Below are 24580 nucleotides of genomic sequence, written 5' to 3' on the forward strand. Positions count from 1 at the left end.
AACGGCTCCGGCAATGCTTCCGATGGTTCCGGAAACCCGTCCGATGTATCCGGAAACTCATCCGATGGTCCCGGTGGTGCATCCGGTGGCTCCGCAGGCCTTCCGATGAGCCCGGTTACGCATCCGATGGCTCCGGAAACTCGTCCGATGCATCCGGAAATGGTTCCGATAGCCCGGCAAACCTTCCGATGCATCCGAAAACTGTTCCGATGGGTCCGGCACTTATCCGATGATTCTAGAAGGCTTTCAGGGTGCGGCTTTGGAAGAGCGAAACCTAGCGCAGTTTCTGCATCAATGTAGAGCGAGCCGTAGCGCGAACATTGTCGGTCCGGCAGGTTGGTATCTCTTTCTAAAGGGCTTATCACCTACCCCCGGCCGTGTATTGCGAAAAAGCTTTACGGGGCTTTACCGCCGCACGCCTAAGCTATCTGGCACCCCTACCCCGCTGTTCATCTGCTCCAACAGATTGTCGGCGGCAATGGTATCCACGGCTTCGGCGCGGCGGCGGGGCTCGCTGGGAGAAACGCAATTATACTTCTTGATAATCTTCATCGACGGCTTGGGAAAGGGGCCGTAGGTGTAGCCCAACTCCTTGTCTTTGTAGATTTTCTCCATGAATTTGCCGAAGATGGGCAGGGCCGTGCGGCCACCCTCTCCTTGCTGCGAGCCGGTGAAGTGAATGCTGCGGTCTTCGCCACCCACCCACACGCCGGTCATGAGGTCTTTGGTCATGCCCATGTACCAGCCGTCGGAGTAGTTGGAGGTGGTGCCGGTTTTGCCGCCGATTTGGTTGTCTTTGCGCCAGAGGTCGGGGAAGTCCCAGAGGGCCTGGGAGGTGCCGCCGGGCTCTTCCATGCCGCCGCGCAGCATGTAGGTCATCAGCCAGGCAGTTTCGGCCGGGATGGCGCGCTTCTGCACGGGGTCAAACTGCTTGATGACGTTACCGTTGCGGTCCTCAATTCGCGTCACGAGGCGGGGCTCGGAGCGGAAGCCGGTATTCATGAAGGTGCTGTAGGCATCCACCATTTCGTACACGCTCACGTCGCCCGCCGACCCGAGGCCGATGCTGGGCACCGGCAGCAAGGAGCTGGTGATGCCGACTTTATGGGCGTACTTGGCCACATTTTCCCAGCCCACTTTCTCCGTCAGCTGGGCCGTGACAGAGTTTACGGAGCGGGCCATGGCGTGGCGCAGCGTCATGTTGATGCCGGTGTATTCGCGGGTCACGTTGTCGGGCTGCCACTCCATGGGCTGGCCGTTTTCGACGTACTTAATGGTCACGCGCTGGTCGCGGATGCGGTCGCAGGGCGAATAGCCATTGTCGAGGGCGGTGAGATAGACGAAGGGCTTGAACGTGGAGCCGGCCTGGCGCTTGCCCTGTTTTACGTGGTCGTACTGAAAAAAGCGGTAGTCCAGCCCGCCCACCCAGGCCTTGATGTGGCCGGTGAAGGGGTCCATGGTCATCATGCCGGCTTGCAGGAAATGCTTGTAGTAGGCCAGCGAATCGAGCGGCGACATGACGAGTGTGGTGTCGTTGTCGTCGTGCTTCCAGGTAAAAACCTTCATCGGCCGCTTGGCGTGCAGGGCCGAATCAAGGCGCTGGGGATGGTTTTTGTAGCGAGCAGCCAGGCTTTTGTAGCTCTCGGTGCGCTTCATCTGGGTTTCGATGAAGTCGGGGATTTCATTGCCTTTGTCGTCGACCCAGGGGTTCTTGTCCTTGTTGCGCCAGAAGTTGTCGAAGGTGCGCTGCAAGGTTTTCATCCGCTCGTGCAGGGCCTTTTCGGCATGAGCCTGCACGCGGGAATCGATGGTGAGGTAGATTTTGAGGCCGTCGCGATACATGTCGTGGCCGGTGCTGTCGCACCAGGCATCCACAAACTGGCTGATGGCGCTGCGGAAGTAGGTATCGGGCCCGTCAATGTGACGCTCGACGTGGTAATCGAGCACGATGGGCGTGGCTTTGAGAGCCTGAATTTCGGCGGCGGGCAGCACGCCGGCCTGGCCCATGCGGTCGAGCACCACATTGCGGCGGCGCAACGCGGCCACCGGGTGAAAACGCGGGTTGTAGGCCGTGGGGTTGTTGAGCACGCCCACCAGCATGGCCGCCTGCTCGGGCTTAAGACTGTCGGGGGAAGTATTGAAAAAGGTTTTGGCAGCTACCTTGATGCCAAAGGCGCTGGAACCATACTCTACGGTGTTAAGGTACATCCGCAGAATTTCCTCCTTGGTGTAGCGCTCTTCCAGGTCCACGGCCGTGAGCCACTCCTTGGTTTTGGCCACGATGGTGCTCACCACCGGGATGTAGCCCAACGCTCCACGGCTCTGCTGCCGACGGATTTTGTAGAGGTTTTTGGCGAGCTGCTGGGTGATGGTGGACCCCCCTCGCTTCTCCCCGCGTAGCGACGAGTAGAAGCCCCCAAGCACGGCCGCGAGGTCGATACCCGAATGCTCGTAGAAGCGCACATCTTCGGTGGCAATCAGCGCCTTAATAAGCAAAGGAGACATCTGACTGAGCAGCACCGGCGAGCGGTTTTCGCGGAAGTATTTACCAATCAAGACTCCATCGGAAGTATACAGTTCCGAGGCTTGTTCAACCTTGGGGTTCTCCAAATCCGACAAGCTCGGTGACTTCCCGAATAGGAACATAAAGTTGGTGCTCACCAGAAAAGGATACACCAAAAACAGAATAATGACGAGGCCAAACAGTACCCAGGCCCAACTAGCCAGCCGCAGGGGCCAGCGCCGGCGCGGCACTTTCGGTTTAGAGCCAGAAGGAGCAGAAATGGGCGGTTTTGGGTCGGCCATGCGGGGCAGCAAGTGGAATGCGGGGTCCGGAAACCGCCGCGCGGAAGGGCAAATATACCAGCCCCCCGCCCCAAAAGGTCAGCGCTAATGGTGTAAGTGCAAAATTCGGGTCCGGCTGCGACCAGCTGCTAGGAGCGTTGCCGGACCGCGAGCAGAGCGTGGTGGTGCACGTTGCGGAGAGCTTTGGCCCGGCGGCGCTGCCAGTGCCAGCCCAGTTCGCCCAAGGCCAGCAGGATAATACCCAAGCCCAGGAAATAGCTCCAATATAACATCCTGATTTGCCCCCGTGTGGGCGAATCCAGTTCCTGAAACAGCAACAAGCCCCACAGCTCATCGACTAGGGTGAAGCCCCACACGGCGGCGGCAAATAGGCGCCCAACCCGCCCCAGGGCCAGCTGCCAGTGCAGCAAATACAGAATTACGCCCGGCAGCGCCGACAGCAACACCAACGGCGCCTCCTGCACCAAAGGCAGGCCCAGAAAAACGATGCTCAACGTTTCCTTTAATACCTGGGCGGTGGCCAGGGCCCGGCCCAGGCGGGAAAGTTTCGGAACGACGGGTAGTGGGTGTAGATGTGTTATCGGCATAGAGCAGGGGCAGATGCGGAGCAGCCAACGGCCCCCTAAGATACTGAACAACCGCTAGTAACGGCGCATCATTATCCGAGAAGCCTGGCAACGCCAAGTAAGTATCACAATGAGCAAGCCTTTTACGGAATCAAGCAGCAAATTGTCGGGCTTGCCGAATACGTAATAAATGCCAATTCCGATGCCTATCCACCAAACTCCCAGCAAGTAGCACCACGTAGCGTAGCCGCGCCGACGCTGCCACACCTGCCCAAAGGCCACCATTGCCATCAACAATACCAGGAGCAACAGCCACCCCAATACGTAAGTCAGAAAAATAGTATCAGGTCCGTATTTTACCCCAAACTGAGCCAGCGTCAGAGCCGGAGCAAAAAAGAAGCCACCCGTCAGAGCCAGTTCGAGGAGCAGGGCGATAAAGAGTACAACCAAAAGCAGCGTACGGGCCATGTAGCGAAGGCAAGTGTGAAACCGTCACGGGCCTTTCTTGGTCGGGGAAGCCCTAATGGGTCGCCAAGCTAAACAATAAACTTGGATAAGTCATTATTCCAAGCTTATGCTCCAACTTTTACCCTGCTATTGATCCATTGGCAATGCGATTGTTAAAGCCTGCTACTGTTCATATTCTCAACTTGGCCCTCTTTTTTCCAGTCTATTTCCTACCAAAGGTCACCCATACACTAATAATTGAGGAAGCGTACCTTTCTCTGCCGGTGGTAGTGTACCACCACGAAACCTGCGGACAATTCACAGCATTGCTCCGTTTTTACACTGCCACCGCACTCGGCTTCCTGAATCTAAGCTTTCCCATCAATGCGAAGACCAGAGCAACATGAGTTGCGTGAAAGCCAGGAGTAGCAGGCTCAGAAGCAACACCGTGCCGGGCAGCACCCCGCGTAGCAGCCGCAGGCGGCGCAGGTCCGGCGAGGGTGCTCGTTCCTGCCAAGTGAGCAGGAAACCGAGCGCGGCTACATCGCCCACGCAAAAGAGGACACCCAGCAACGTGAGGACAAATTGAGAGACGGAGGCCATGGGATGATTTTTTGAAGTTTTGACAAACAGCTGTTTAGAATTTACTTCGCCTGCGAGGCTCGGCATTCGCGGATAGTCGCCCGTAAGCCCGCCAGTCGGCCCAGGTGCGGCTCTGCCAGTCGGTGTGGGCGGCGTAGTAGGCCGTCCAGGTGGCGGCGGCAATATTGAGCTGCACCTGAGCATCGGCGGCTGAGATGGGCACGGTGGTGCCAGATTCGTCCTCGGCAGTAAGGTGGGGAGCTTGGTCGAGCACGGCGCGGCGAGCCAACAGCGTAGGCAACGTCCGGCCGGGCATCTGCAGGAGGAAGCCAATATCAATGTTCCGAAACCGGGGCTGGAGGTTGTATTCGGCAATCCAGACTTCCCAATTGCCCGCCGCCAGCAGGAGCATCACCACATAGGTAGCCAGCGAATTGAGACGGATAAGGCTGTAAGCCGAGCGGCGCTGCCAGATTTTCAGCAGCACCGTGACCAAGCCAAAAAACGTGAGCAGTAAAAAGAAGCACACACCAATACGCTTGTAAGCCAAGCCACTGTGCAGAATATAATAATAGTTGCGCAGCCCTACGGAGGTAGCCAGCACGGCATTCTGCGCCACCCACACCGTGGCGCCCCAACGCAGCCACGGCAAGCCGGACGAGTAGAAATTCAGGTTGCGGCGGAAAAACCAGAGCACGATGCCCATGGCCAGCAGGATGCTGAAGATGAGTACATACGTTCCCTCGTGCACGAACTGCGTCAAGTCGAACCCCGGCGCGGGCACGAAGCCAAACCACAGCCAGTGAATATCAATGGCATTCAGGACCAGCAGCAGCAAATTCACCAGGCTAAAGACGGCCACGGCGACAATGAATTCCTTACGTAAATCGAGCGCCCGGCTGGTTTTCCAGCGAAAATCGGGCCGGCGCACGCTAAAAGACGCCACTTGGTCGCGCTGCCGTCGAATAAATTCACCAAAGCGCGACTCATGGTCGGCGAAATAATACACTGGCACCGTCACCACCACTCCGGCCGTCACCAGAAAGCCCAGCGAGAAAAACAGAAAGTGGGCGAATGATATGTCCGGTAGCAGCCGCGCCAGCCAGTCACCCAGCAACGCCAGCACCCGGCTACTTAAGCTTTCATAACGCGGATTTGCCAACGCAAACAGCCAATGGAACGTCCCCAGAATTCCCAATGGCACCAGAAACAAACGGCCGTAGAACCAGCTCCAGCGCACTCCCGCACTAGTATTGTGCGGTGCTCGCAGGCCGCGCAACACCCGCAGCCAAGCCTGCGCCAGATTATTTGCGGCGGTTAGCAAGGCATAGAGCACGAGTTTCAGGTGCGGCTGGTTCACGTAGCCGAGCAGCATTAGCACCGACACCATGCACGCCAGGGCGGCGGCCCCGGAACCGTACACCGCCATCATGAGACCACTGAACAGACTGCCACCGACCATCAGCCAGAAGTAGCCCGAGCGCCGCACTGCCGCATGGCGCAGCAGCTGCACCAACTGCACCGTCACAACAAAAATCGTAAATACGAGCAGGTTAACACCACTGTTTTTCTGCCAGAACAGCCAGTCGAATAGCACTACGCCCAGCGGCAGGAACAGTTTTTGAGCAGCGGTGAGTGGTGTAATGGCGGGTTTGGCGGAGCTGTCGTGGGCAAGCGGCCATTGGCCAGCAGATTCAGCTATTGGAATCATAATGATTGATTGCTAAAGAACTTTGTATTTCAAAGTAACATGTCAAAAAAAAGATTTTAGGGTCTATGTGAACATCATGCAGAGGGTAGCATGATGTCCACATCGTGGAACCGCTGGTCAGCAGAGCTAACGCGGGAGCTTTTGCTCCACGCAAGATATTGCGCGGTGTCTGCATGAGATTCTGCTCTATTGCTCTCATCTTCTGGTCTGACTTCTAGCCTCGCAGTAGCTTCTCCAGCGTAGCCAAGTGTTGCTGAAACGCGGTTTTGCCGGCGGCGGTGGCCGAATAGGTTGTGTTGGGTTTCTTGCCGATGAATTGCTTGCTTACCAACACGTATTCAGCCTTTTCGAGGGCGGCGACGTGGCTGGCGAGGTTGCCGTCGGTAAGGTCAAGCGCCTCTTTCAGGTCGTTGAAACTCACGGATTCGTTGGCCATCAGCACGGCCATCACGCCCAGCCGTACGCGGTGGTCGAAAGCCTTGTTGAGGGTATGGATAAGGTGCTTCACCGGGACACTACGGTTTTGACGGGCGCGGCGGCCGGGCCCGGCCGCTCGTAGCGATTATACATCACCAGCCCGTAGCCAATGTGACCCAAGCCAAAGCCCAGCGCGAAGAAAATCAATCCCCAGCCAGGCAGTAGCATGCATACCAAGCCCAAGGTAATCTGAGTGAGCCCCAGCCACCGGATTTCGTCTAGCGTGAACTTACTGGCATTGAGCAGCGCGAGGCCATAAAACACCAACAGGCCGGGCACCACCATAGCCGCATCGCCGCCCAGGTAGAGGCGCAGGCAAAACAGGCCACCCGTCACCAACGGTATTGTTAGCGCCACGGCTACCCGCCGGGCAGGGCCGCTCCACAGTGTTTGCCCGTCGTTTCGGGTGCGGCGCTGGGTGAAGTAGAACGCGACCAGCAGCGCCATACCTATCATGCCGCCCGCCAGCAGCAACAAAAATGGCAAGGCCACCCGCCGCTCCTCCACCGAGGTTTGCATGAGTCGTAGGTAGCCCTCGGGGTATTCGCTCTGCAAATAGAGGTGACCGGCCGCCGCGCCCGCCAGCGCCACTACTCCCGCCCCTACCCCGCTCAAGCCCGAGAGCGATAAGAAGCGCGAGCTGCGCTCCATGATGGCGCGGATTTCGGTAAGTTGGGCGAGTGGGTCGGAGTTGGCGGCGGGCTTCATAAGTCTCGAAGTGCTTTGTATTGCAAAGTTATGAAAGAAATTCGGTACGCTTGCATTAGTTAATCTTTTTTTGAAGCTGTTTGGAAAGCCACTGGCTGTCATGCTGCGCGCAGTGAAGTATCTCCGTAACGGGGCTCTGCTAAGCCGTGGCCACCTGCTTGTCAGCAGGCTTCCACCCGTAAAAGCACCGAACAGCCCCTTTTCTGCGTACGTTCGGGTCATGCGCCTCCGCCTTCGTTTGTTTGAGTTTGAAGACCTACCGTGGTTCCCGGCCATTATCCGCGCCGGAATGATGGACTACCTGCGGTTTATGATTTCGGCGCTGGGCACTTACCGGCCCATCACGCCCTTGCTGGCCGAGGGGCTGCGCCGCACCCGGCAGACCACCGTGCTGGAGCTGGGGGCGGGAGGCGGGGGCGGCACCGAAACTGTGCTGGCGAGCCTACGGGCCCAGAGTCTGCCCGAAGCAACCATCACCCTCACCGACCTCTATCCCCAGCCCGCCACCTGGGCCGACATTGCCGAACGCACCCGGGGCGCCATCGGCTACGAGCCGGCTCCAGTGAATGCCCTGGCTGTGCCGGCGCACCTGCCGGGCTTTCGAACTATTTTCTCCGCCTTCCATCACTTTCCCCCGGCCTCGGCCGAAGCCCTGCTGCGCGATGCCGTGCAAGCGGGCACCGGCATTGGCGTGTTTGAGGGAGCGGGCAAGCACTGGTGGGAGCTGCTGCTGGCCTGGACGGTACTGCCAGTGGCGCAGTTGCTGCTTACTCCGTTCTTTCGCCCTTTCCGACTCAGCCGACTGGTATTCACTTATTTAATACCCATTATTCCACTCTGTACTATCTGGGATGGGTCGGTGTCGCTGCTGCGCATGTACTCCATCAAGGGCCTACTGGAACTGGCCCAACGAGCTGACCCCACGAGCCAGTTTACCTGGCAGGCCGGCAAAAAGCGTCATTGGTGGGGCCCCCAAGTCACCTACTTAGTGGGTTGGCCGAGCGCTGCGCTTCATGAAGAGACAAGAAGGAGGAAGAAGGAAGCGTTATCCGAGCAACCTTTGCATTGATTGTTCACTCTTCATTCTTCGTCTCCCATTGGTAATTGAGAAATATCGTCGGGCACTGCCGCTGCTGCGCATTCCGTTTTCCATTTACCTTATGCCGGTATTTTGGTTTGGACTGAGTGCGTTGCGGGGGCCGTGGAGCGGATGGCGGGCGGTGGGGGTATTTGTGGTGCTGCACTTACTGGCTTACCCGGCGTCTAACGGGTATAATTCTTACTACGATAAGGACGAAGACAGCATCGGGGGCTTGAAAGCGCCGCCCAAAGTGACGCCGGAGCTGCTCCATCTGGTGTGGCTGTTCGATGCGCTGGCGGTGGCCGGGGCCGCGCTGCTATCTCTGCCATTTGCCGCATTGGTCTTGGTGTACCTGCTGGTTTCCAAAGCCTACAGCTACGAGGGCATCCGCTTGAAAAAATACCCACTGCTGAGCACGCTGGTAGTGGTGGTGTTTCAGGGCGCCTTCACGTTGCTGATGACCCAGGTGGGCGTAGGGGCCACTTACGGCCAGCTTTTTGAGAAAACGAATCTGCTGCTGGCGTTGGTCAGCACCTTGTTTTTGTGTGGGTCCTACCCGCTCACGCAGGTGTACCAGCATGCCGAAGACGCCCGGCGCGGCGACCAGACGCTGAGCCTGCGGCTGGGCATCCGGGGCACATTTGTGTTTGCGGCAGTGGGGCTGCTGGCGGGTGCGACGGCCCTGGGCGTGGCCTACTGGCTGCGGCAGGAAATAAGGCCACTGCTGATTTTTCTGGTGGCTACGGGCCCGGTGGTGGCTTTGTTCAGCCGCTGGGTCTGGCTGGTGTGGCACGATGAGGCAGCCGCCAATTTCGAGCACACCATGCGCATGAACCAGGTATCGTCGCTGTGCATGAGCGCTGCTTTCATAGCCATGCTGCTGTGGCACTGAGTGCACTTGGTGGCTTTCGATAACTTGAGCAGCTACTAGTTGCGTATTATGTACTACTGCCGGTTCACCTTTTCCTGATTATTCTATGCGATTCTCCTGGCTCACTTGGTTGCCGCTGCTGGCGGCCTGCAACTCCACTCCTTCGGCCATGCATGAAGGGACCGTATCCCGCATTACCGACCAGACTGGGCACGACTCCTCAGCCCTACCCACACCCGATACCTCTCGCAGCAAAGCGGTATCGGCCGTTAGCGACACCTTGCGCGTGGCCCGGCAACAGCACAATTTCAGCAACCCCGAAGGCCCACCCGATACGTTCCAGCTGGTTTTTCGCGGTCCGTCGATACTAGAGGGAACCGGTGAGCTTACGATTACCAGTGCCAGCGGCCAGGTCATTTTCCGCGAAATGCTGACCGAGCCTAACCTTGAAGCCTCACTCGTGTATGAAATGAAAACTCCCACCGCTAGCCGTGCTGAGCGCGAAGCCTTCGTGCTGCGACGCATCGACCGATTTTTCCTACCCTCGCAGTTCCATACGCCTGCCATTGATAAGAAAGCGGCGTTCCCAGCTACAGTTGAAAACCTTGACCGAGCCAGCTGGATTGACTTACGGCAACGCCCAGACGCCATCCGGTTTGAATACCTGAAGGGCAAGGAAGACCGACACAGAATAGCTTGGTCGCCTCTGAAGAAGGAAGTGGTGCGAGTGCAATAGCCCAGTTTGCGAGGCGAAGCCAAATTAGGAGTCGTAACGCCCGTCTGTCTTCTCTGCCACTACGCTGCTGCGCGCAAAAGCTGCTCCAGGCCCTGCCGTAGCTGCTCGTAGGGCTGGTAGCCGCGCGCTAGCACGTAACCCTGCTCCCCCAGCCGCAGCACCAACGTTGGGAAGCCCTGCACGCCAATTCGGGCCACCGCCGCAAACTCCTGCTGCGTGGCGCGGGCCGTTTCGGGAGCTGCCAAACGACGCTGAAATTCTGCCACATCAATCCCGAAGGGAGTCAGCAACGAGTTGTAAGTGGCGGGGTTGTTCAGGTCCTGTCCATCATGAAACAGGGCCATTTGCACGGCGTGCGCAAAGGCCACGGTGTGGGCCGGGTCTTGGGTGATTTGGCGAAAAGTGGTGATGGCCCGGCTCGGGGGTTCCGAGTCGTACACGTAGCTGCCTTCTTCTCCCAGGGCCTTGAAGGCAGCCCCAAAGTGCACGCCAGTAGCCTTTTCCACATCACCCAAAGCCTGCCTGACGTATTCCCAGCTAGCCGAAATAGGTCCGGCATCGTCGCCTTTTACCATGCCGCCACACAGCACCGACACATCAACGCGCCCCATAAACTCTTGCTGCACCCGATTGATAACCGGGCTCGTGCCATAGCACCAGCCGCACAACGGGTCGTGAATGTAGAGCAGTTCGGGCAGGTTGGCGGGAATGGTTTCCATAAGCATTGGGACGAAATAGCCGGCAAATTTATACTCGCAAAGCAAGTTTTGCCGAGCAGAGAATTGGTAGAACAAATAGATGCCGAAACAGTCCCGGTGAAGAAAGCGCCAATTTTATTCTCGCTCACTAACAGGTGGTTTGTAGCCGGAATGCTAAAAGCTGAATCTATCCCAACGGGTAGCCGTTTTATCCGGACTATGTTACCTATTACCAGTAATTATTTTTACATCTGATTATTAGGCAAATGAAAAGCCCCCGGCGTTGCTGCCGGGGGCTTTTCATTTGCAGACCCTACCTGCTTAGCCATTCATTGAAATGAGGAATTCCTCGTTGTCCTTGGTGCCTTTGATACGGTCCTTGAGGAATTCCATGGCTTCGGTAGCCGTCATGTCGGACATGAATTTGCGGAGGACCCACACGCGGCTTAGCTCGTCCTTGCTCATGAGCAGGTCTTCGCGGCGAGTGCCGGAAGCCGGAATGTCGATGGCCGGGAACACGCGCTTGTTGGCCAGCTTGCGGTCGAGCTGGAGTTCCATGTTGCCAGTCCCTTTGAATTCTTCGAAAATTACCTCGTCCATCTTAGAGCCGGTTTCGATGAGGGCCGTGGCGATAATGGTGAGCGAACCGCCGCCTTCCACGTTACGGGCCGCGCCAAAGAAGCGTTTGGGCTTTTGCAGCGCACCGGCATCAATACCACCTGATAGGATGCGCGAAGAGCTGGGTTGCACGGTGTTGTAGGCCCGTGCCAAGCGGGTGATGGAGTCGAGCAAAATCACCACATCGTGGCCGCACTCCACGAGGCGCCGGGCCTTATCCAAGGCCATTTCGGCGATTTTCACGTGGCGGTCGGCCGTTTCGTCGAAGGTCGAGCTGAGCACTTCGGCCTTCACGGTACGGGCCATGTCGGTTACTTCCTCGGGGCGTTCGTCGATGAGCAATATCATCAAATACACCTCGGGGTGGTTTTCGCTGATGGCATTGGCTACTTCCTGCAGCAATACGGTTTTACCGGTTTTGGGCTGGGCCACAATCAGGCCGCGCTGGCCTTTGCCGATGGGCGCAAACAAATCGAGCACGCGGGTACTGATTTGGCTGGACTTGGTGCTCAGCTTCATGCGCTGGTCAGCAAAAAGCGGGGTGAGATGGCTAAACGGCACTCGGTCGCGGACTTCCTCCACGGTGCGGCCATTCATGCTATCCACGCCTACTAGGGCAAAGTATTTCTCACCTTCGCGGGGCGGCCGGATGGTACAAACCACAGTATCGCCGGCCTTCATGGCAAACTGCTTCACCTGCTGCGGCGACACGTAGACGTCGTCGGGCGAGGCTAGATAGTTGTAATAGGGCGAGCGCAGGAAGCCGTAGCCGCCATCAGGCATCAACTCAAACGTACCGCCGCCTGGCACCACCAAATCCAGGTCCTGACGGGGGGGGCGCTGCTGTTGGGCCTGGTCGGTGCGGGGCGTGCCGTCAGAGTTGAGGGCGCGCTGCTGGCGCTGCTGGTCACGCTGGGCAAACCGGTCCTCGCGGCGTTGGTCGTTGTTGCGGGGCTCGCGATTATCGCGCTCGGGGCGGTCTTGGCCATTGCGGGGCTCCCGAGCTTGGCCATCCCGGTTGTGGTTTTCGCGCGGCTGGTCGTTGCGGGGTTCCCGGTTTTCACGAGGTTGGTCGTTGCGGTTGGGGCGCTGCTCGCGGCCGTCGCGCACTTCGCGGCTGTCGCGCTCGAACCGGTCGGCGCGGTTTTCGCGGCGTTCGGCAAACGCGTTGCCACCAAATTCCCGACGGTTATCGCGACCACCCTCACGGGTATCGGTGCCATTCTCAGTCGGGTTCGGGTTGGCCGCAACTTCGGCGGCAGCGGCAGCTTCGGCAGCGGCCTTTTCGGCGGCTATCTCGGCGGCCCGCTGCTCTGTGATAGGGCGCCCGGCGCGGTCGACGCGCTCACGGCGCGGACGCTCGGGGCGGCCCAAAGTGGCGTTTGGCTGTTGCTCCGCACCATTAATCTGCAGGTCGGCGCTGGAAGCGGAATCAGCCTTGGCAGCATCTGGGGCCGGTTCTGCCGTGGGCTCATTAGCCAAAGACGCACCGGTGGCATCGCCAGCGGGCACCAGAGCCAGCCCTTCGATGGGGTCTAGTATCTCCACGCTCGGCACCGGACCGGGAGCAGGGGCTGCCACAGCAACTGGGGCGGGCGCTTCCCGACGCGGTTCGCGGGCAGGACGGTTGGGCTGGGCCTTGGGGGCGGGCGGCGCTACGTCGGAAAAAGGCTGCTCGGCCGTGCTGGGGGCGGGCCGGCGCTTGGGAGCGCGGGGGGCAGGGCGCGGCGTCTCGACGGAAACCGAAGCCACAGCGGCCGGAGCGGCTGCTACCAGGGCTGGAGCGGGAGCCGGGGTGGGCGCCGGCGCGGCAGGTTGCTCAGCAGCGCTAGGAATCAGGGCTTGCTGGTCAAGGATTTTATAAATCAAATCCTGCTTGCTGAGCCGTTTGAAGTTGCCTACATTCATTTGTTCGGCAATTTCTTTGAGGTCGGACAGCAGCCGGTCCTTCAACTCGTTAATGGTGTGCATAAAGGGAATAAGGGAGAAACATCGGCTTGAAGCGAGGGGGCTGGCTGCCCGCAAAAGCCCACTGGGGGCTCAAAAAGCCAGCTATGGCAAGGGCGCGGCAAGGCCGCCATAGAGCATTGGCTGGATACGCGGGCTATGTTGGGGATAGCAGCGCGCGGCGCGCAATGAATGAACAAGAAAATAGGTGCAGAAAGCGAGCCGCAGGAGATTCAACAAAATGTGGGCCGGAGGTGGACGCTAAAGTCCACTGGTCCAACCACGGCGGCCGGTTGCTAACGCAATGTTAGCGTATTACGGGCAAACTGCCAAATCGGATGTCCGCTGGCTGAATTTTAAACACCAGCGAGGACAAAATAAGTTTACACCCCGCTGTATTCGTTTCTATGGCTTATACACTGGCTCCGGCCAGTTTTACTTCCGACCTTTGCCCGCCTTACCCAAACGTGCCTCATGCTGCAAATCTCCGTTCTCCGCGACCAGACCGACCTGGTACTGGCTGGCCTCGCCAAAAAACACTACCCCACCGGCCCCGCCGACGTAGCCGCCATTCTCGACCTGGACCAGCGCCGCCGCCAGCTCCAAACCAGCCATGATGCGGCACAGGCCGAAGCCAATGAGCTGGCCCGCCAAATTGGGGGCCTGATGAAGACTGGTGACAAAGCCGGGGCCGAGGCCCTCAAAGCCCGTACCGCCGAGCTGAAGCAGCACACGCAAGCCGCCGCCGCCGAGCTGGCCCAGGTGGAAGAAGGCCAGAAACAGCTACTATTCAAGCTGCCCAACCTGCCCCACGCCAGCGTGCCAGAGGGCCGCGCCGCCGCCGATAACGAGGTGGTGCGCGAACACGGCACCAAGCCAACCCTCGGCTCAGACACCCAGCCGCACTGGGAGCTGATTAAAAAGTACGACATCATCGACTTTGAGCTGGGCAACAAAATTACCGGCGCGGGCTTTCCGGTGTATAAAAACCAGGGGGCGCGGCTCCAGCGGGCGCTCATCAACTTCTTTCTGGATCAGGCTCGGCAGGCTGGCTATACCGAAATGCAGCCGCCCATTCTGGTGAACGAGGCCAGCGGCTACGGCACCGGCCAGTTGCCCGACAAGGACGGCCAGATGTACCACGACGCCAAGGACAACCTCTACCTGATTCCCACGGCCGAGGTGCCCCTCACCAATATTTACCGCGACGAAATTATTCCGCTGGATAAGTTGCCCATTCGCATAACGGGCCACACGCCCTGCTTCCGCCGCGAAGCCGGCTCCTGGGGAGCCGACGTGCGCGGTCTCAACCGCCTGCACCAGTTCGATAAAATCGAAATCGTGCAAATCACAGAGCCTGAGCGCAGCTACGACGCGCTGGAAGCGATGCTGGCTCACGTCGAAAGCCTGCTCCAACAGCTCAACCTCCCCTACCGCGTGCTGCGCCTTTGCGGTGGCGACATGAGCTTTACATCGGCCCTCACCTACGACCTCGAAGTGTGGAGCGCCGCCCAAGGTCGCTGGCTGGAAGTAAGCTCAGTATCTAACTTCGAAACCTACCAAGCCAACCGCCTCAAGTGCCGCTACCGTGCCGAAGGCGGCAAAACGCAACTCCTGCACACGCTCAACGGCTCGGCCCTGGCGTTGCCCCGCATCGTGGCCGCGCTGCTGGAAAATAATCAGACGAGCACGGGCATCGAGTTGCCGCTGGTACTGCACAGCTACTGCGGGTTCGAGCGGATTGGTTAGAAACAGAGCCCTGATTTGCCTAACGTATAAAACGGCCCGCTTAACTCATTAAACGGGCCGTTTTATCGTTTAATCTCGCAAAAAAGGATGGATGTCTATACTTTAACGCCTAGGTCCAAATAACCTACGTTTAGCTCAGCTGGTTAACTTCACCCCCGGCCCCTCTCCCAAGGAGAGGGGAGTCTGATGATTCTGTGGAAAACATTGCTAGCGCCCCTCTCCACAGGAAAGGGGCCAGGCGTGAGGTTAACCAGCCGCACAATGAAGCGCTTACGGCTGCACGGCTCTGCTTCGTCTTTTCAATACTCCGCCATTTCCTCATCGTTGTAACACCAGAGCCACCGCTCGCCGGGCTCGGCCGAGGAGATGACAGGGTGCTGCGAGGCGCGAAAATGCTTGGTAGCGTGCGTGTTTTTAGAATTGTCGCAGCAGCCGACGTGGCCGCACTCCTGGCACACGCGCAGGTGAACCCAGGTGTCACCCAGCGCAATACACTCGGGACAGAGGTATTGAGGCGCCGTTTTGAGGCTGGTGAGGGCGATGAGGTGTTGGCAAGGTTCAGCCATGGGGCATGGGGTTTATGGGTTGGAGCGCCAAGTTAGCGGCCGTCGCGCGGGGGCGGCAAGTTCAGGTCCAGAACCTGGTCGCGCATGCACTTGAAATGGCCTTGCGGGCACTTGGCAAACCCTATTTTCGAGCACGGCCGACAGCTTAGATTGTTCACTTCCAGCACCCGGAAATCGGTGCGGTAGGGGTACATGCCGAAGGCAGGTACGGTATTGCCCCAAATGCTGAAAATCTCCTTGCCAAAGGCAGCAGCAATGTGCATCAGGCCGGTGTCGTGGCTCACCACAAACTGCGCCTGCCGCAGCAGCGAGGCTGATTGATGCAGCGAATATCGTCCGCAGCCGTTCACAATAAGTGGGCGAGTGGCCGACTGAACCGGAAAATTTTTGGGGAAATAGTACGGGCTGTCGGGGATGGTTTGGGCAGGCGGCTGGAGGGGAGCTGCTTCCGTCTCAAAAGCTTGCTCGATGACGTGGGCAATACTCTCGTCTTCGCGGCCACCGAGCAGCACGATGGGCCGAGCCAGCTTGGCGCACAGCTCAATTAGCTTGTCGACGGGCAGACGCTTGGTGGCATGCTGCGCGCCAATAGCAACGGCGACATAGCCGCGCTGAAAAGCCGGCGGCAGCATCGCCAGGTCTACCTCCTGGTCTTCGGGAATAAAGTAATCTAGGCCCTGACCGTCGTCTCTGATACCCAGCGGCGCGGCCGCAGCCAGATAGCGCTGCACGATGTGGACACGCGGCAACTTATCAATTTTGAAATTGACCAGCAGCCACTTTCGTCCATTTAGCTTATCAAAACTGCTAGATTTGACGCCCAGCCGCAGCTTGATGAGGCGGGTGCGCAAGTTGTTGTGCAGGTCGATGAGGTAGTCGAATTGCTCGGCTTTTAGCGCCTGCACCAACTCGCCCAAGGGACCAGTCAGGCAGTGGACTTTGGCGATGTGCCGGTTGGATTCGAGCAGGCTGCGGTAGGCCGGCTTCGTGGCAAAATGCACTTCTGCGCCCGGCACCTGCTGCGCTAGTGCCCGCACCACCGGCGTGGTAAGCACGATGTCGCCGATGGAGGAAAAGCGGAGAACGAGAATTTTCATGGGCAATGGCAGAACGACTAGTTCCTGCACTAAGGACATGATAGTTGAGGCGCAGGCGAGAACAGGCGTAGCTGAACTTGCTGAGTGACTCGCGTATGAATCATCGAACGAGGCGCGAGCGATTCGGGGGCGGGTTGTTCAATAAGTCATTCAACAATTTATACGAGCGTTCAACGATTCAACCACCCCCGTTCGCGCCTCTTCGGCGCTCACGTCCCCTCCTTGGTAAGGAGGGGAGTTTTCGTTTTGCTACTCGAATAGGGACTTTTTAAACTCCAGCGGGGGCTTGATATTCGATTTGCGGGCCTCAAAATATGCCGCGGCTTCGTCCACGGATTTTGTGTTGAACGTCATTTCCTTGGTCAAAAATCCCTTTCTGCCCATCAGCACGCCATAGCGCATGTCGGCGTACCCGTCAGTGTGATGAGCGTCGGGATTGATGCTGAGCATCACGCCCTGGTCGAGGGCGTAGCGCACCCAGCGCCAGTCGAGGTCGAGGCGCCAGGGGTTGGCGTTGATTTCGATGATGACCTGGTGCTGGGCGCAGGCGTCGATGACAGCTTTGTAGTCGATGGGGTAGCCCTGGCGGCGCAACAGCAAGCGGCCGGTGGGGTGGCCCAACATGGTGGTGTAGGGATTTTCGATGGCGCGCAGCAGGCGCTCGGTGGCCTTGCGCTCGTCCATTTTCAGATTGGAATGCACCGAGGCCACGATGAAATCGAAGCTGGCCAGCACATCGGGCGCATAGTCGAGCGAACCGTCGCCGAGGATGTCGCTTTCGATGCCTTTGAAAATGCGGAAGGGAGCCAACTCGGCGTTCAGCTTGTCGATTTCCTGGTGCTGCTGGCGCACCCGCTCGGCGCTGAGGCCGTTGGCGTAATGAGCGGCCTGGCTGTGGTCGCAAATGCCAAGGTACTCGTAGCCGTGGTCGCGCAGCCAGGTGGCCATTTCCCGCAGCGTGTGGTTGCCATCCGAATAGGTGCTGTGGTTGTGCAGGGAGCCGCCCAGGTCGCCGTCTTCGAGCAGGCGGGGCAGCCTTTTCTCAGCAGCGAGGGCAATTTCGCCTAAGCCTTCGCGCAGCTCGGGCACAATGAATTGCAGGCCGGCTTTCTCATACAGCGCCTCTTCCTGCTGGAATTTCTCGCGCCGCGCCCACTGGCGTAGCGTGGCAGGCGGGCCAAAACTTTCTGGGCCGGGCAGGCCCTCGGTCAGGTGGTTTTCGGCGGCCGAATTGAGGAATAATTCGGTCACAAAATTTTCAACCGTGGTCAACAGTACCTCCACCCACACGCCCGATTGGGTGGCCGTGCCCCGCCAGGCAAACGGCCCCGAGCGGCGCGGGTCGGCGGTGAGGCCGTCCAACGAATTCAGCAGCTCGTGGGCTTTCAATGGCTGGTCGGTAGCGGCCACCAGAACCACCACTTCCACGGTTTCGAGGCGGCGGCGGATTTCACCGGCGACAGCTACTTTATCGGTTTTCAGAGCGTCGCGCAGGTGGTGGGCCAGGTCGGCGGCCAGTTGCTCGGCCTGCGGATAGAGGAGTTTGCCCTTGCTTTGGCCGGCGAATTCCAGGGCCTCCAAAATGGATTCCTGGGTCTTTTTGCCGAAACCTTTCAGCTTGCTAACCTGGTCGTTTTCGGCGGCATCGCGCAGCTGCTCGATGCTCTCAATGCCCAACTCGTGCCACAGGGCCCGGATTTTTTTAGGACCGATGCCTTTGATGCCGAGCATTTCGACTACGCCCGGCGGGGTGGCATCGAGCAGACGCTGCAAGTCGGAGAACGTGCCGGTATCGAGCAACTCGGCCACTTTGGCGGCGGCGGTTTTGCTTAGACCGGTGCGGTCGGGCAGGCCGGAGCGCTCTACTTCCGACACAGGGAAGCTGAGGGCATCGAGAGCGTTGGCCGTGCCTTCGATGGCACGGATTTTAAAGGGGTTCTCGTCGTGCAGCTCCATCAGCTGGGCGGCCAGCTTGAAGGCGCGGGTCAGGGCGCGGTTATCCACGGGGCAGGAGTTTTTGTGGGAACGAATGTAGCGTATCCGCGTGCTTACGCGGCTGGCGGGCAAATGGCCGGCCGAGCTAAAACCCCGTACCTGCTTGATACGCCTTACCTTTCGGCCCACCCTAATTTTCGCAGAAATTTATGCTGATGTTGCATTCTGTTGCCCGACTACTACCGTTGTCCCTCCTATTGTTATCTGCCACCTGCCAGCAGCGGCGCCCCGCCAAGGCCATCCCTATGAAGCAGCTGGAAGGTACTTGGCTTGTGTCGCGCGAGGAAAACAGCGGCGACACGCTCGTGTATCGCCCTAATACTTATACGTTTCCGCCTTCCCGGGGCCGGACGGGCTTTGCCATCGGGCCGGCCGGCCGCTTCGAGCAGTTCGACATTGCCCCTACTGATGGCTTGGCTGGCCGCTCCGGCACCTGGACCGCCGAAGGCAATACCCGCCTGCATATCCATATCACAGAAGGCGAGGAGCCCGATTACACCCTGGAAATCATTTCGCTCGACAAAGACAAGCAGGTGCTAAAAGTGCGGCGTTTGCCCTAACCAGACCATGCAGGACATTTTTGCAAAGATTCAACAACTTTGAAAGTATGCTGGTGGTTCTCCGGTCCGCGTCGTTCAACTCTGTTCTGGCCTCAAGCGAACCGGAAGCGCAGGGTGAATGTCATGAACACGCTTCTAACAATATAAAGCCTCTTTAAAGCTTTCACCATCCGCCTGAATTCACTAAGCCTTGGCCGCATTACCGGAGACCGGGGCCTCTTCCTCCATAATTCCAATGCTATTTATACTACCAAGTAGCTCCATGCGGGCCTTCGTTCTGGGCCTTATTTTAGCCAGCACGAGCCCATCACAAGCGCAACAAGCTGCTGTGACGGCACCTGGCAAAATCACTGCCCCGAATGCGCCTCAGCCTACTTCACCCGTCGCATCGACACCGCAGGTAGTGCTGCCAGCCTCCGCCGATGGCATGGCTGGCTGGCTGACCGACTTGGGCAAGGCACAGGCACAGGCCAAGGCCACTAATCGGCCTATTTTGGCCGTTTTCTCGGGCTCGGACTGGTGCAAGCCCTGCATTGTGTACGAACAGGAAGTGTTTGCCAAACCCGAATTTGCGGATTATGCAAAAGACCGGCTGATACTAGCGCGCTTCGATTTCCCACGCCAGAAGCGCAACCAGCCCAGCGCTGCGCAGCTTAAACTCAACGAGACGGCGGCAGCCCAACTCAACCGCGAAGGCGATTTTCCACTGGCCGTCGTGATTGCGCCCGATGGCAAGGTGCTGGCTAAAACCGGCTACATCGCCGGCGGTCCCGCAGCTTTCGAGGTCTACCTGAAAAAGATAGTACCGACGCTATAGAACTGCCCCAGCCGAGCAAGCGGAAGACTAACCCTGCTCAGTTGACGTCTACCTGCCTGGGTATTAAGTTCTTTCCTTCATCTATTACCAGCTCTAACGGAGGTGTTTTCTTTGCAGCACGCTTATAGCGTGTTTGCTATTCACTCCATCGCCCATTCACCAACTGCACATGAAGCATTGGCTTGTTAAATCTGAACCCGAAGCTTATTCCTGGGCCACGTTTGTGCAGGAAGATGGCACGGCCTGGACCGGTGTGCGCAACTACCAGGCCCGCAACAATCTAAATTTGATGGAACCCGGCGACCTGGTGCTGTTTTACCATAGCGTGAGCGAGAAGGCCGTGGTGGGCATTGCCGAAGTAGCCGCCACAGCCACGCCCGATGCCACTGCCGAAGTTGGCTCGCCGTGGGTGGCGGTGGCCCTGCGCCCAGTGCAGCCTCTGCCCCAGCCCGTCAGCCTGGCCCAGCTCAAGGCCGATGTGCGATTGAGTGAGCTCGCTTTACTGCGCCAGTCGCGGCTATCGGTGCTGCCGGTACGGCCCGAGGAGTTCGACGCCGTGCTGGCACTAGCCACGAAATAAACCTTGCTGGCCTAGCACACAAACAAGCAGTTCAGTTGTAACTTTAAAGTAGATACCACTCGTTGGAGCAGGTATCTTCAAATACTTTATTTTACAGCGCACGGGTATGAAACTCTACTACTTTTCCCTGCTGCTTTCGTTTGGGATGCTGGCCAGCTCGTCGGAGCTGTGCGCACAAAAGTCCAAGCTGCGTTCCCCACCTGCCAACGCGCCGGTACAAACGGCTCGCACCGAACTACCCCTTGAGAAATACAGCAGCGAAGTGCACGTGCAAGCCCTGCGCGCCGATAGCACGGTGGTCCTGCTGATAGGCCGCGACCGGCCTCTTTCCAATAAATCCACCTTTGCCTTCCATCAGTATGACCAGGCCTTGCACCTGCGCCACGAACTACCGCTGGAGGTACCCGATGAGTTCGACTTCACCCGAATGTGCGCCGAGGGAGCCACTGTCTACGCGTTGTTCTCATCGCGTAGCAATACCGGGCGGCTCTGGGTAGCAGCCTACAATGGCCGCCTGGGCCAGGTGCGCACCCAGCAGTACGAAACTCGCCTGAGCCGAGAAATAGTGGAACTCAAAGCCTTGGATGGCCGCCTGTTTGCCACCGTGCTGCTCAACGACCAGTTGCACGTCACGGCGCTGCTCCTCGACGTAGCCACTGGCCAAATGCAGTACCTGCCCTCCGTCTTCGAGCCGCTGCCCACGCAGCTTACCTTCGTGGCCGATGCTGCCAGCCGCCGCGCCGAATACGTGCTGAGCCAAACCAACGGCCGCAAGTCGCGCCTGCTGCTCAAGCAGCTCACCGACCGTGGCCAGCTCGTTCGCTCCGAGTTTGTACAGGCCGAGAGCGAGCGCAGCCTCATCACTGCCCAGCTCACCCCGCCGCAAGACACCACGGCCCGCTTGCTCATGGGCACTTATTCCCTGCGTGGCCTTGACTATGCCCAGGGCCTGTTTGCCACCGACCTGCGCCCCACAACGGGCACTAACGCCAAGCCGCCACTGCGGTTCTATGATTTCCTGCACCTCAAGCACTTTTTCGACTACCTCAAACCCAGCCGCCAAGCCCGCCTGCGTCAGCGCACCGCCCGCCGCATTGCCCGCTCGGTGTCGCCCCCACGCTGGCACTACCGATTGTTGCTCCACGAGCTCCTGCCCCAGCCCGATGGTGGCTACGTGCTAGTAGCCGAAGTATACTATCCTCATTACCGGTATAATAGCTATGGTAGCTATGCCGGGCCCTTCAATAACTTGGGCAACCAGTTTGGGAGCGCGGGCTATGGCAATTCCCGCATCTTCGACGGCTACCAAACAACTCACGCGCTGGTGTGTGGCTTCGACCGCTCTGGCACCTTGCTTTGGGACAATGTCTTTGTGGTAGAAAACCTACGTCGATACGACCTTGAGGAGGCCGTTCGGGTGCAAACCCTCCCCGACAACCGGCTCGTGCTAGCCTACCTCGACGAGGAAAAACTACGTTACAAGGTGATAAACCGCACCGAAGCTGCCCCCAACGACCTGCAGGTACTAATCCAAACCGGCTCCGGAGCGGCCGATAACGGCATCGAGCGCACAAGCGAAACCTCCCAAGCCGACCTTTTGCCGTGGTATGGCAGCCGATTTGTGGCCACTGGCTACCAGCGCGTACGCGTTGAGCACGGGCCAGACCGGGAGGTGTTTTTTCTAAACTCAGTGGCTTTCTAAGGCTTGCATAGGAAGGCATCGAACGACAACTCCCCTCCTTTCCAAGGAGGGGAGTTGTCGTTCGATGCCTAACCAAAAGGCAACCGTGCCAAAGGCCAGGCGCGTACAACGCACCTATCTTTTTGCCACCTTTGCCTGATGATTACAAAACTTCGTTTCCCCGCCCTCTTTCTGTTTTTGCTACTGGTAGGCTGCCGCGCTGGCGGGCCTGGCACTCCAGCTCGCACGGTAGCCTCATTTTTCTCCAAGTACGAAGGCCGCGAAGGCTTCAAAACCACCGAATGGTCGGCTGATTTGCTCCAGCGGCTCGCGTTGGTGAAGGCCGCCAAGCTCCTCGGCGGCTCCGACCTTACCAATGCCATTACCGGCATCCGCTCGGCCAAGGTCATCAGCTTCGCCCCTACCACGAGCACGGCGCGTGAGCTAGCCAATCAGGGCCTGCGCCAAGAAGCGGCCGGCATTCTGCAAGGCAATAAGTACGAGCCTATTTCGGTGGGTTCGACGCTGGGGAACGACTACCAGGTTTCGGTGCGAGCCTCCGGCGACAAGGTTTCGGAATTTGCCGCCACCGGCCAGCTGCCCGACGCCGCTGATTCGTTCGTGCTGGTTGCAGTCAATGGTAATTTTACCCGCTCACAGGTACAGACCCTGGCCAAATACCTGCCGCAAATCGTGCAGGCCACAAGTAAATAGAGCCTAGCATAACGTTGCATAGCACAATGTAGCGCGCAGCCTTTGCTGCGTGTTCCCCGCGCCTTTAGAACTATTCCCTGCGACGCGGGAGACACGCAGCAAAGGCTGCGCGCTACATTGTGCTATGCTCTGTTCTACTTCTTCATAAGGGCTTCAATATCCTCCGCTTGTAGCGGGATATCTCTCATCAAATCCTCATTACCATTGGCGGTGAGGAGAATATCATTCTCCAGGCGAATGCCCAAGCCTTCCTCGGGAATGTAGATACCAGGCTCGCAAGTGTACACCATACCAGCTTCGAAGGTGCGGTATTTGTAGCCCACATCGTGCACATCGAGCCCCAGGTAATGGCTGGTGCCGTGCATGAAATATTTTTTATACAGCGGAGCGGCAGGGTTCTGGTTTTTTACATCCGATGCATTCAACAAGTCAAGCTTGATGAGTTCCTGCTCCATACGCTCGCCCACGGCCTGGTGGTAAGCCTCGATTTCGCCGCCGGGCACAAGGAGCGTTTTAGCGAAGTTCATCACGCCCAGGACGGCATCGTACACCTGGAGCTGACGCGGGTTAAACTTACCACTGACGGGAATGCTACGCGAGAGGTCGGCGGCGTAGTTGGCGTATTCGGCGCCAAAGTCCAGCAGAATCACGTCGCCTTCCTGGCACTGATTGTCGTTGGTGGTGTAGTGGAGCACGCAGGCGTTTTTGCCGCTGGCCACAATGCTGCCGTAGGCTGGCCCGCGGCTGCGGTTGCGCATGAATTCGTGCACGATTTCGGCCTCAATCTCAAACTCCCACACGCCCGGCCTCACGAAGCCCAGCAGCCGCCGAAACGCCTTGCCAGTGATGTCGCAAGCCTGCCGCATCACCCGGATTTCCTCAGGGCTCTTGATGGCACGCAGGCTATGCAACAGCGGCGCGGCCCGGCGATAAGTATGTAGCGGGTACTGACGCTGAATGGCTTTGATGAAGCGAGCGTCCCGGGTTTCTACTTCCACCACGGCCCGAATGTGCTCATTGGAGTTCAAATAAACGTTTTCCGCTTCATTCATCAGCGCGGGCAGCACCGATTTAAAGCTGTCGAGCCACATGATGGTCGGGATGCCCGAATTGGCGCGCGCCTCGTCCTTGGTCAGCTTGTAGCCCTCCCAAATGAGAATGTGCTCGGAAGTTTCTTTCAGAAACAGGATTTCGCGGTGGTGCGCCAGCCGCGCATCGGGGAAGAGGACGAGGATGCTTTCTTCCTGATCGACGCCGCTCAGGTAGAACAGGTCATTGTTTTGCCGGAAGGCCATGGTGCCGTCAGCATTAGTCGGCATCACGTCATTAGCCTGAAAAATAGCCAGTGAAGCCGGGGGCAGCAACTCGCGGAAACGGCGGCGGTTTTCAATAAAAAGCTCGGGAGCGAGGAGAGCGTAGCGCATAGAAAAGCGTGGTGAGCGAAGAGATGGGAATAGCGTGCAAGTTAGGTTCGAAGGAAGTAGCACCCACTGCACCGGCTCGACACGGGGCCTCTGGCTTATAACCCATCAGAATTGAGCAAGTAGCCTGAAGTCTGGCCAAAGAAAGACCCT

At 58.5% G+C, this 24580-nt stretch carries 22 protein-coding genes; 9 read left to right on the plus strand and 13 right to left on the minus strand.

What is annotated here, in order from left to right; all coding sequences use genetic code 11:
- Positions 1 to 405: 405 nt before the first annotated feature.
- The 7 genes from WX88_RS11855 to WX88_RS11885 form a co-directional block, all read right to left on the minus strand.
- Positions 406 to 2805 (minus strand): transglycosylase domain-containing protein, encoded by a 2400-nt coding sequence (locus WX88_RS11855; protein ID WP_231590684.1) that lies wholly within the window; start codon positions 2803 to 2805, stop codon positions 406 to 408.
- Between the two features lie 128 nt (positions 2806 to 2933).
- Complete coding sequence (locus WX88_RS11860; RefSeq protein WP_156176081.1) at positions 2934 to 3392, minus strand: hypothetical protein; 459 nt, start codon at positions 3390 to 3392, stop codon at positions 2934 to 2936.
- A gap of 54 nt (positions 3393 to 3446) precedes the next feature.
- Entirely contained in the window at positions 3447 to 3839 is a 393-nt protein-coding gene (locus tag WX88_RS11865; RefSeq protein WP_046244588.1) for a hypothetical protein, read from the minus strand.
- A 360-nt stretch (positions 3840 to 4199) separates the two neighbouring features.
- Positions 4200 to 4421, minus strand: coding sequence for a hypothetical protein (locus WX88_RS11870; protein ID WP_046244589.1), 222 nt, complete (start codon positions 4419 to 4421; stop codon positions 4200 to 4202).
- 34 nt (positions 4422 to 4455) lie between these two features.
- Entirely contained in the window at positions 4456 to 6111 is a 1656-nt protein-coding gene (locus WX88_RS11875) for a DUF4153 domain-containing protein (protein ID WP_046244590.1), read from the minus strand.
- A 214-nt stretch (positions 6112 to 6325) separates the two neighbouring features.
- Entirely contained in the window at positions 6326 to 6619 is a 294-nt protein-coding gene (locus tag WX88_RS11880; RefSeq protein WP_046244591.1) for a winged helix-turn-helix domain-containing protein, read from the minus strand.
- Entirely contained in the window at positions 6616 to 7296 is a 681-nt protein-coding gene (locus WX88_RS11885) for a hypothetical protein (RefSeq protein WP_046244592.1), read from the minus strand. Before WX88_RS11885 ends, WX88_RS11880 begins: the two co-directional genes overlap by 4 nt.
- A 220-nt stretch (positions 7297 to 7516) precedes the next feature.
- Here WX88_RS11885 and WX88_RS11890 point away from each other — a divergent pair, with 220 nt between their 5' ends.
- The 3 genes from WX88_RS11890 to WX88_RS11900 all read left to right on the plus strand — a co-directional run bounded on the left by WX88_RS11890 (position 7517) and on the right by WX88_RS11900 (position 9984).
- Complete coding sequence (locus WX88_RS11890; RefSeq protein WP_052732609.1) at positions 7517 to 8365, plus strand: hypothetical protein; 849 nt, start codon at positions 7517 to 7519, stop codon at positions 8363 to 8365.
- Between the two features lie 28 nt (positions 8366 to 8393).
- Complete coding sequence (locus tag WX88_RS11895) at positions 8394 to 9269, plus strand: UbiA family prenyltransferase (RefSeq protein ID WP_046244593.1); 876 nt, start codon at positions 8394 to 8396, stop codon at positions 9267 to 9269.
- An 85-nt stretch (positions 9270 to 9354) separates the two neighbouring features.
- Positions 9355 to 9984, plus strand: a complete 630-nt coding sequence (locus tag WX88_RS11900; protein ID WP_046244594.1) for a hypothetical protein — start codon at positions 9355 to 9357, stop codon at positions 9982 to 9984.
- Positions 9985 to 10043: 59 nt separating this feature from the next.
- Here the strand turns inward: WX88_RS11900 and WX88_RS11905 are convergent, their stop codons facing one another.
- Entirely contained in the window at positions 10044 to 10703 is a 660-nt protein-coding gene (locus WX88_RS11905; protein WP_197076763.1) for a DsbA family protein, read from the minus strand.
- A gap of 300 nt (positions 10704 to 11003) precedes the next feature.
- Complete coding sequence (gene rho / locus WX88_RS11910; protein ID WP_046244595.1) at positions 11004 to 13271, minus strand: transcription termination factor Rho; 2268 nt, start codon at positions 13269 to 13271, stop codon at positions 11004 to 11006.
- 450 nt (positions 13272 to 13721) lie between these two features.
- Between rho and serS the strand changes: the two genes are divergently transcribed.
- Positions 13722 to 14996, plus strand: coding sequence for a serine--tRNA ligase (gene serS, locus WX88_RS11915; protein ID WP_046244596.1), 1275 nt, complete (start codon positions 13722 to 13724; stop codon positions 14994 to 14996).
- A 299-nt stretch (positions 14997 to 15295) separates the two neighbouring features.
- Here the strand turns inward: serS and WX88_RS28750 are convergent, their stop codons facing one another.
- From WX88_RS28750 to WX88_RS11930, 3 genes are all read right to left on the minus strand, one after another.
- On the minus strand, positions 15296 to 15562 hold the full coding sequence (locus tag WX88_RS28750; RefSeq protein WP_072052999.1) for a UBP-type zinc finger domain-containing protein: 267 nt from the start codon (positions 15560 to 15562) through the stop codon (positions 15296 to 15298).
- A 32-nt stretch (positions 15563 to 15594) separates the two neighbouring features.
- Positions 15595 to 16659: a glycosyltransferase family 9 protein gene (locus WX88_RS11925; protein ID WP_046244598.1), complete on the minus strand. Its 1065-nt coding sequence runs from the start codon at positions 16657 to 16659 to the stop codon at positions 15595 to 15597.
- 249 nt (positions 16660 to 16908) lie between these two features.
- The gene (locus tag WX88_RS11930) at positions 16909 to 18663 is read right to left on the minus strand and encodes a helix-hairpin-helix domain-containing protein (protein WP_046244656.1); all 1755 of its coding nucleotides are present in this window, start codon (positions 18661 to 18663) and stop codon (positions 16909 to 16911) included.
- Between the two features lie 188 nt (positions 18664 to 18851).
- On the opposite strand from WX88_RS11930, the gene WX88_RS11935 reads away from it, so the two are divergent.
- The 5 genes from WX88_RS11935 (at position 18852) to WX88_RS11955 (ending at position 23006) form a co-directional block, all read left to right on the plus strand.
- The gene (locus WX88_RS11935; RefSeq protein WP_231590685.1) at positions 18852 to 19214 is read left to right on the plus strand and encodes a lipocalin-like domain-containing protein; all 363 of its coding nucleotides are present in this window, start codon (positions 18852 to 18854) and stop codon (positions 19212 to 19214) included.
- Positions 19215 to 19449: 235 nt separating this feature from the next.
- On the plus strand, positions 19450 to 20031 hold the full coding sequence (locus WX88_RS11940) for a thioredoxin family protein (protein WP_082115994.1): 582 nt from the start codon (positions 19450 to 19452) through the stop codon (positions 20029 to 20031).
- A gap of 169 nt (positions 20032 to 20200) precedes the next feature.
- Positions 20201 to 20611, plus strand: coding sequence for an EVE domain-containing protein (locus WX88_RS11945; RefSeq protein ID WP_046244659.1), 411 nt, complete (start codon positions 20201 to 20203; stop codon positions 20609 to 20611).
- A gap of 106 nt (positions 20612 to 20717) precedes the next feature.
- Complete coding sequence (locus WX88_RS11950) at positions 20718 to 22313, plus strand: hypothetical protein (RefSeq protein ID WP_046244599.1); 1596 nt, start codon at positions 20718 to 20720, stop codon at positions 22311 to 22313.
- A 138-nt stretch (positions 22314 to 22451) separates the two neighbouring features.
- A complete protein-coding gene (locus WX88_RS11955) occupies positions 22452 to 23006 on the plus strand; it encodes a DUF4252 domain-containing protein (protein WP_046244600.1) in 555 nt (184 codons plus the stop codon).
- 134 nt (positions 23007 to 23140) lie between these two features.
- Here WX88_RS11955 and WX88_RS11960 read toward each other — a convergent pair whose 3' ends face one another.
- Complete coding sequence (locus WX88_RS11960; protein ID WP_046244601.1) at positions 23141 to 24430, minus strand: aminopeptidase P N-terminal domain-containing protein; 1290 nt, start codon at positions 24428 to 24430, stop codon at positions 23141 to 23143.
- Between the last annotated feature and the right edge of the window lie 150 nt (positions 24431 to 24580).

This window comes from Hymenobacter terrenus (assembly GCF_000972495.1).
In the GTDB taxonomy this organism is placed as follows: domain Bacteria; phylum Bacteroidota; class Bacteroidia; order Cytophagales; family Hymenobacteraceae; genus Hymenobacter; species Hymenobacter terrenus.

Excerpts from the sequence above, each read along its gene's own strand:
- WX88_RS11855 (WP_231590684.1), bottom strand. The coding sequence starts at position 2,805 with ATGGCCGACCCAAAACCGCCCATTTCTGCTCCTTCTGGCTCTAAACCG.
- WX88_RS11860 (WP_156176081.1), bottom strand. The coding sequence starts at position 3,392 with ATGCCGATAACACATCTACACCCACTACCCGTCGTTCCGAAACTTTCC.
- WX88_RS11865 (WP_046244588.1), bottom strand. The coding sequence starts at position 3,839 with ATGGCCCGTACGCTGCTTTTGGTTGTACTCTTTATCGCCCTGCTCCTC.
- WX88_RS11870 (WP_046244589.1), bottom strand. The coding sequence starts at position 4,421 with ATGGCCTCCGTCTCTCAATTTGTCCTCACGTTGCTGGGTGTCCTCTTT.
- WX88_RS11875 (WP_046244590.1), bottom strand. The coding sequence starts at position 6,111 with ATGATTCCAATAGCTGAATCTGCTGGCCAATGGCCGCTTGCCCACGAC.
- WX88_RS11885 (WP_046244592.1), bottom strand. The coding sequence starts at position 7,296 with ATGAAGCCCGCCGCCAACTCCGACCCACTCGCCCAACTTACCGAAATC.
- WX88_RS11890 (WP_052732609.1), top strand. The coding sequence starts at position 7,517 with ATGCGCCTCCGCCTTCGTTTGTTTGAGTTTGAAGACCTACCGTGGTTC.
- WX88_RS11900 (WP_046244594.1), top strand. The coding sequence starts at position 9,355 with ATGCGATTCTCCTGGCTCACTTGGTTGCCGCTGCTGGCGGCCTGCAAC.
- WX88_RS11905 (WP_197076763.1), bottom strand. The coding sequence starts at position 10,703 with ATGGAAACCATTCCCGCCAACCTGCCCGAACTGCTCTACATTCACGAC.
- rho (WP_046244595.1), bottom strand. The coding sequence starts at position 13,271 with ATGCACACCATTAACGAGTTGAAGGACCGGCTGCTGTCCGACCTCAAA.
- serS (WP_046244596.1), top strand. The coding sequence starts at position 13,722 with ATGCTGCAAATCTCCGTTCTCCGCGACCAGACCGACCTGGTACTGGCT.
- WX88_RS28750 (WP_072052999.1), bottom strand. The coding sequence starts at position 15,562 with ATGGCTGAACCTTGCCAACACCTCATCGCCCTCACCAGCCTCAAAACG.
- WX88_RS11925 (WP_046244598.1), bottom strand. The coding sequence starts at position 16,659 with ATGAAAATTCTCGTTCTCCGCTTTTCCTCCATCGGCGACATCGTGCTT.
- WX88_RS11940 (WP_082115994.1), top strand. The coding sequence starts at position 19,450 with ATGCTATTTATACTACCAAGTAGCTCCATGCGGGCCTTCGTTCTGGGC.
- WX88_RS11945 (WP_046244659.1), top strand. The coding sequence starts at position 20,201 with ATGAAGCATTGGCTTGTTAAATCTGAACCCGAAGCTTATTCCTGGGCC.
- WX88_RS11950 (WP_046244599.1), top strand. The coding sequence starts at position 20,718 with ATGAAACTCTACTACTTTTCCCTGCTGCTTTCGTTTGGGATGCTGGCC.
- WX88_RS11955 (WP_046244600.1), top strand. The coding sequence starts at position 22,452 with ATGATTACAAAACTTCGTTTCCCCGCCCTCTTTCTGTTTTTGCTACTG.
- WX88_RS11960 (WP_046244601.1), bottom strand. The coding sequence starts at position 24,430 with ATGCGCTACGCTCTCCTCGCTCCCGAGCTTTTTATTGAAAACCGCCGC.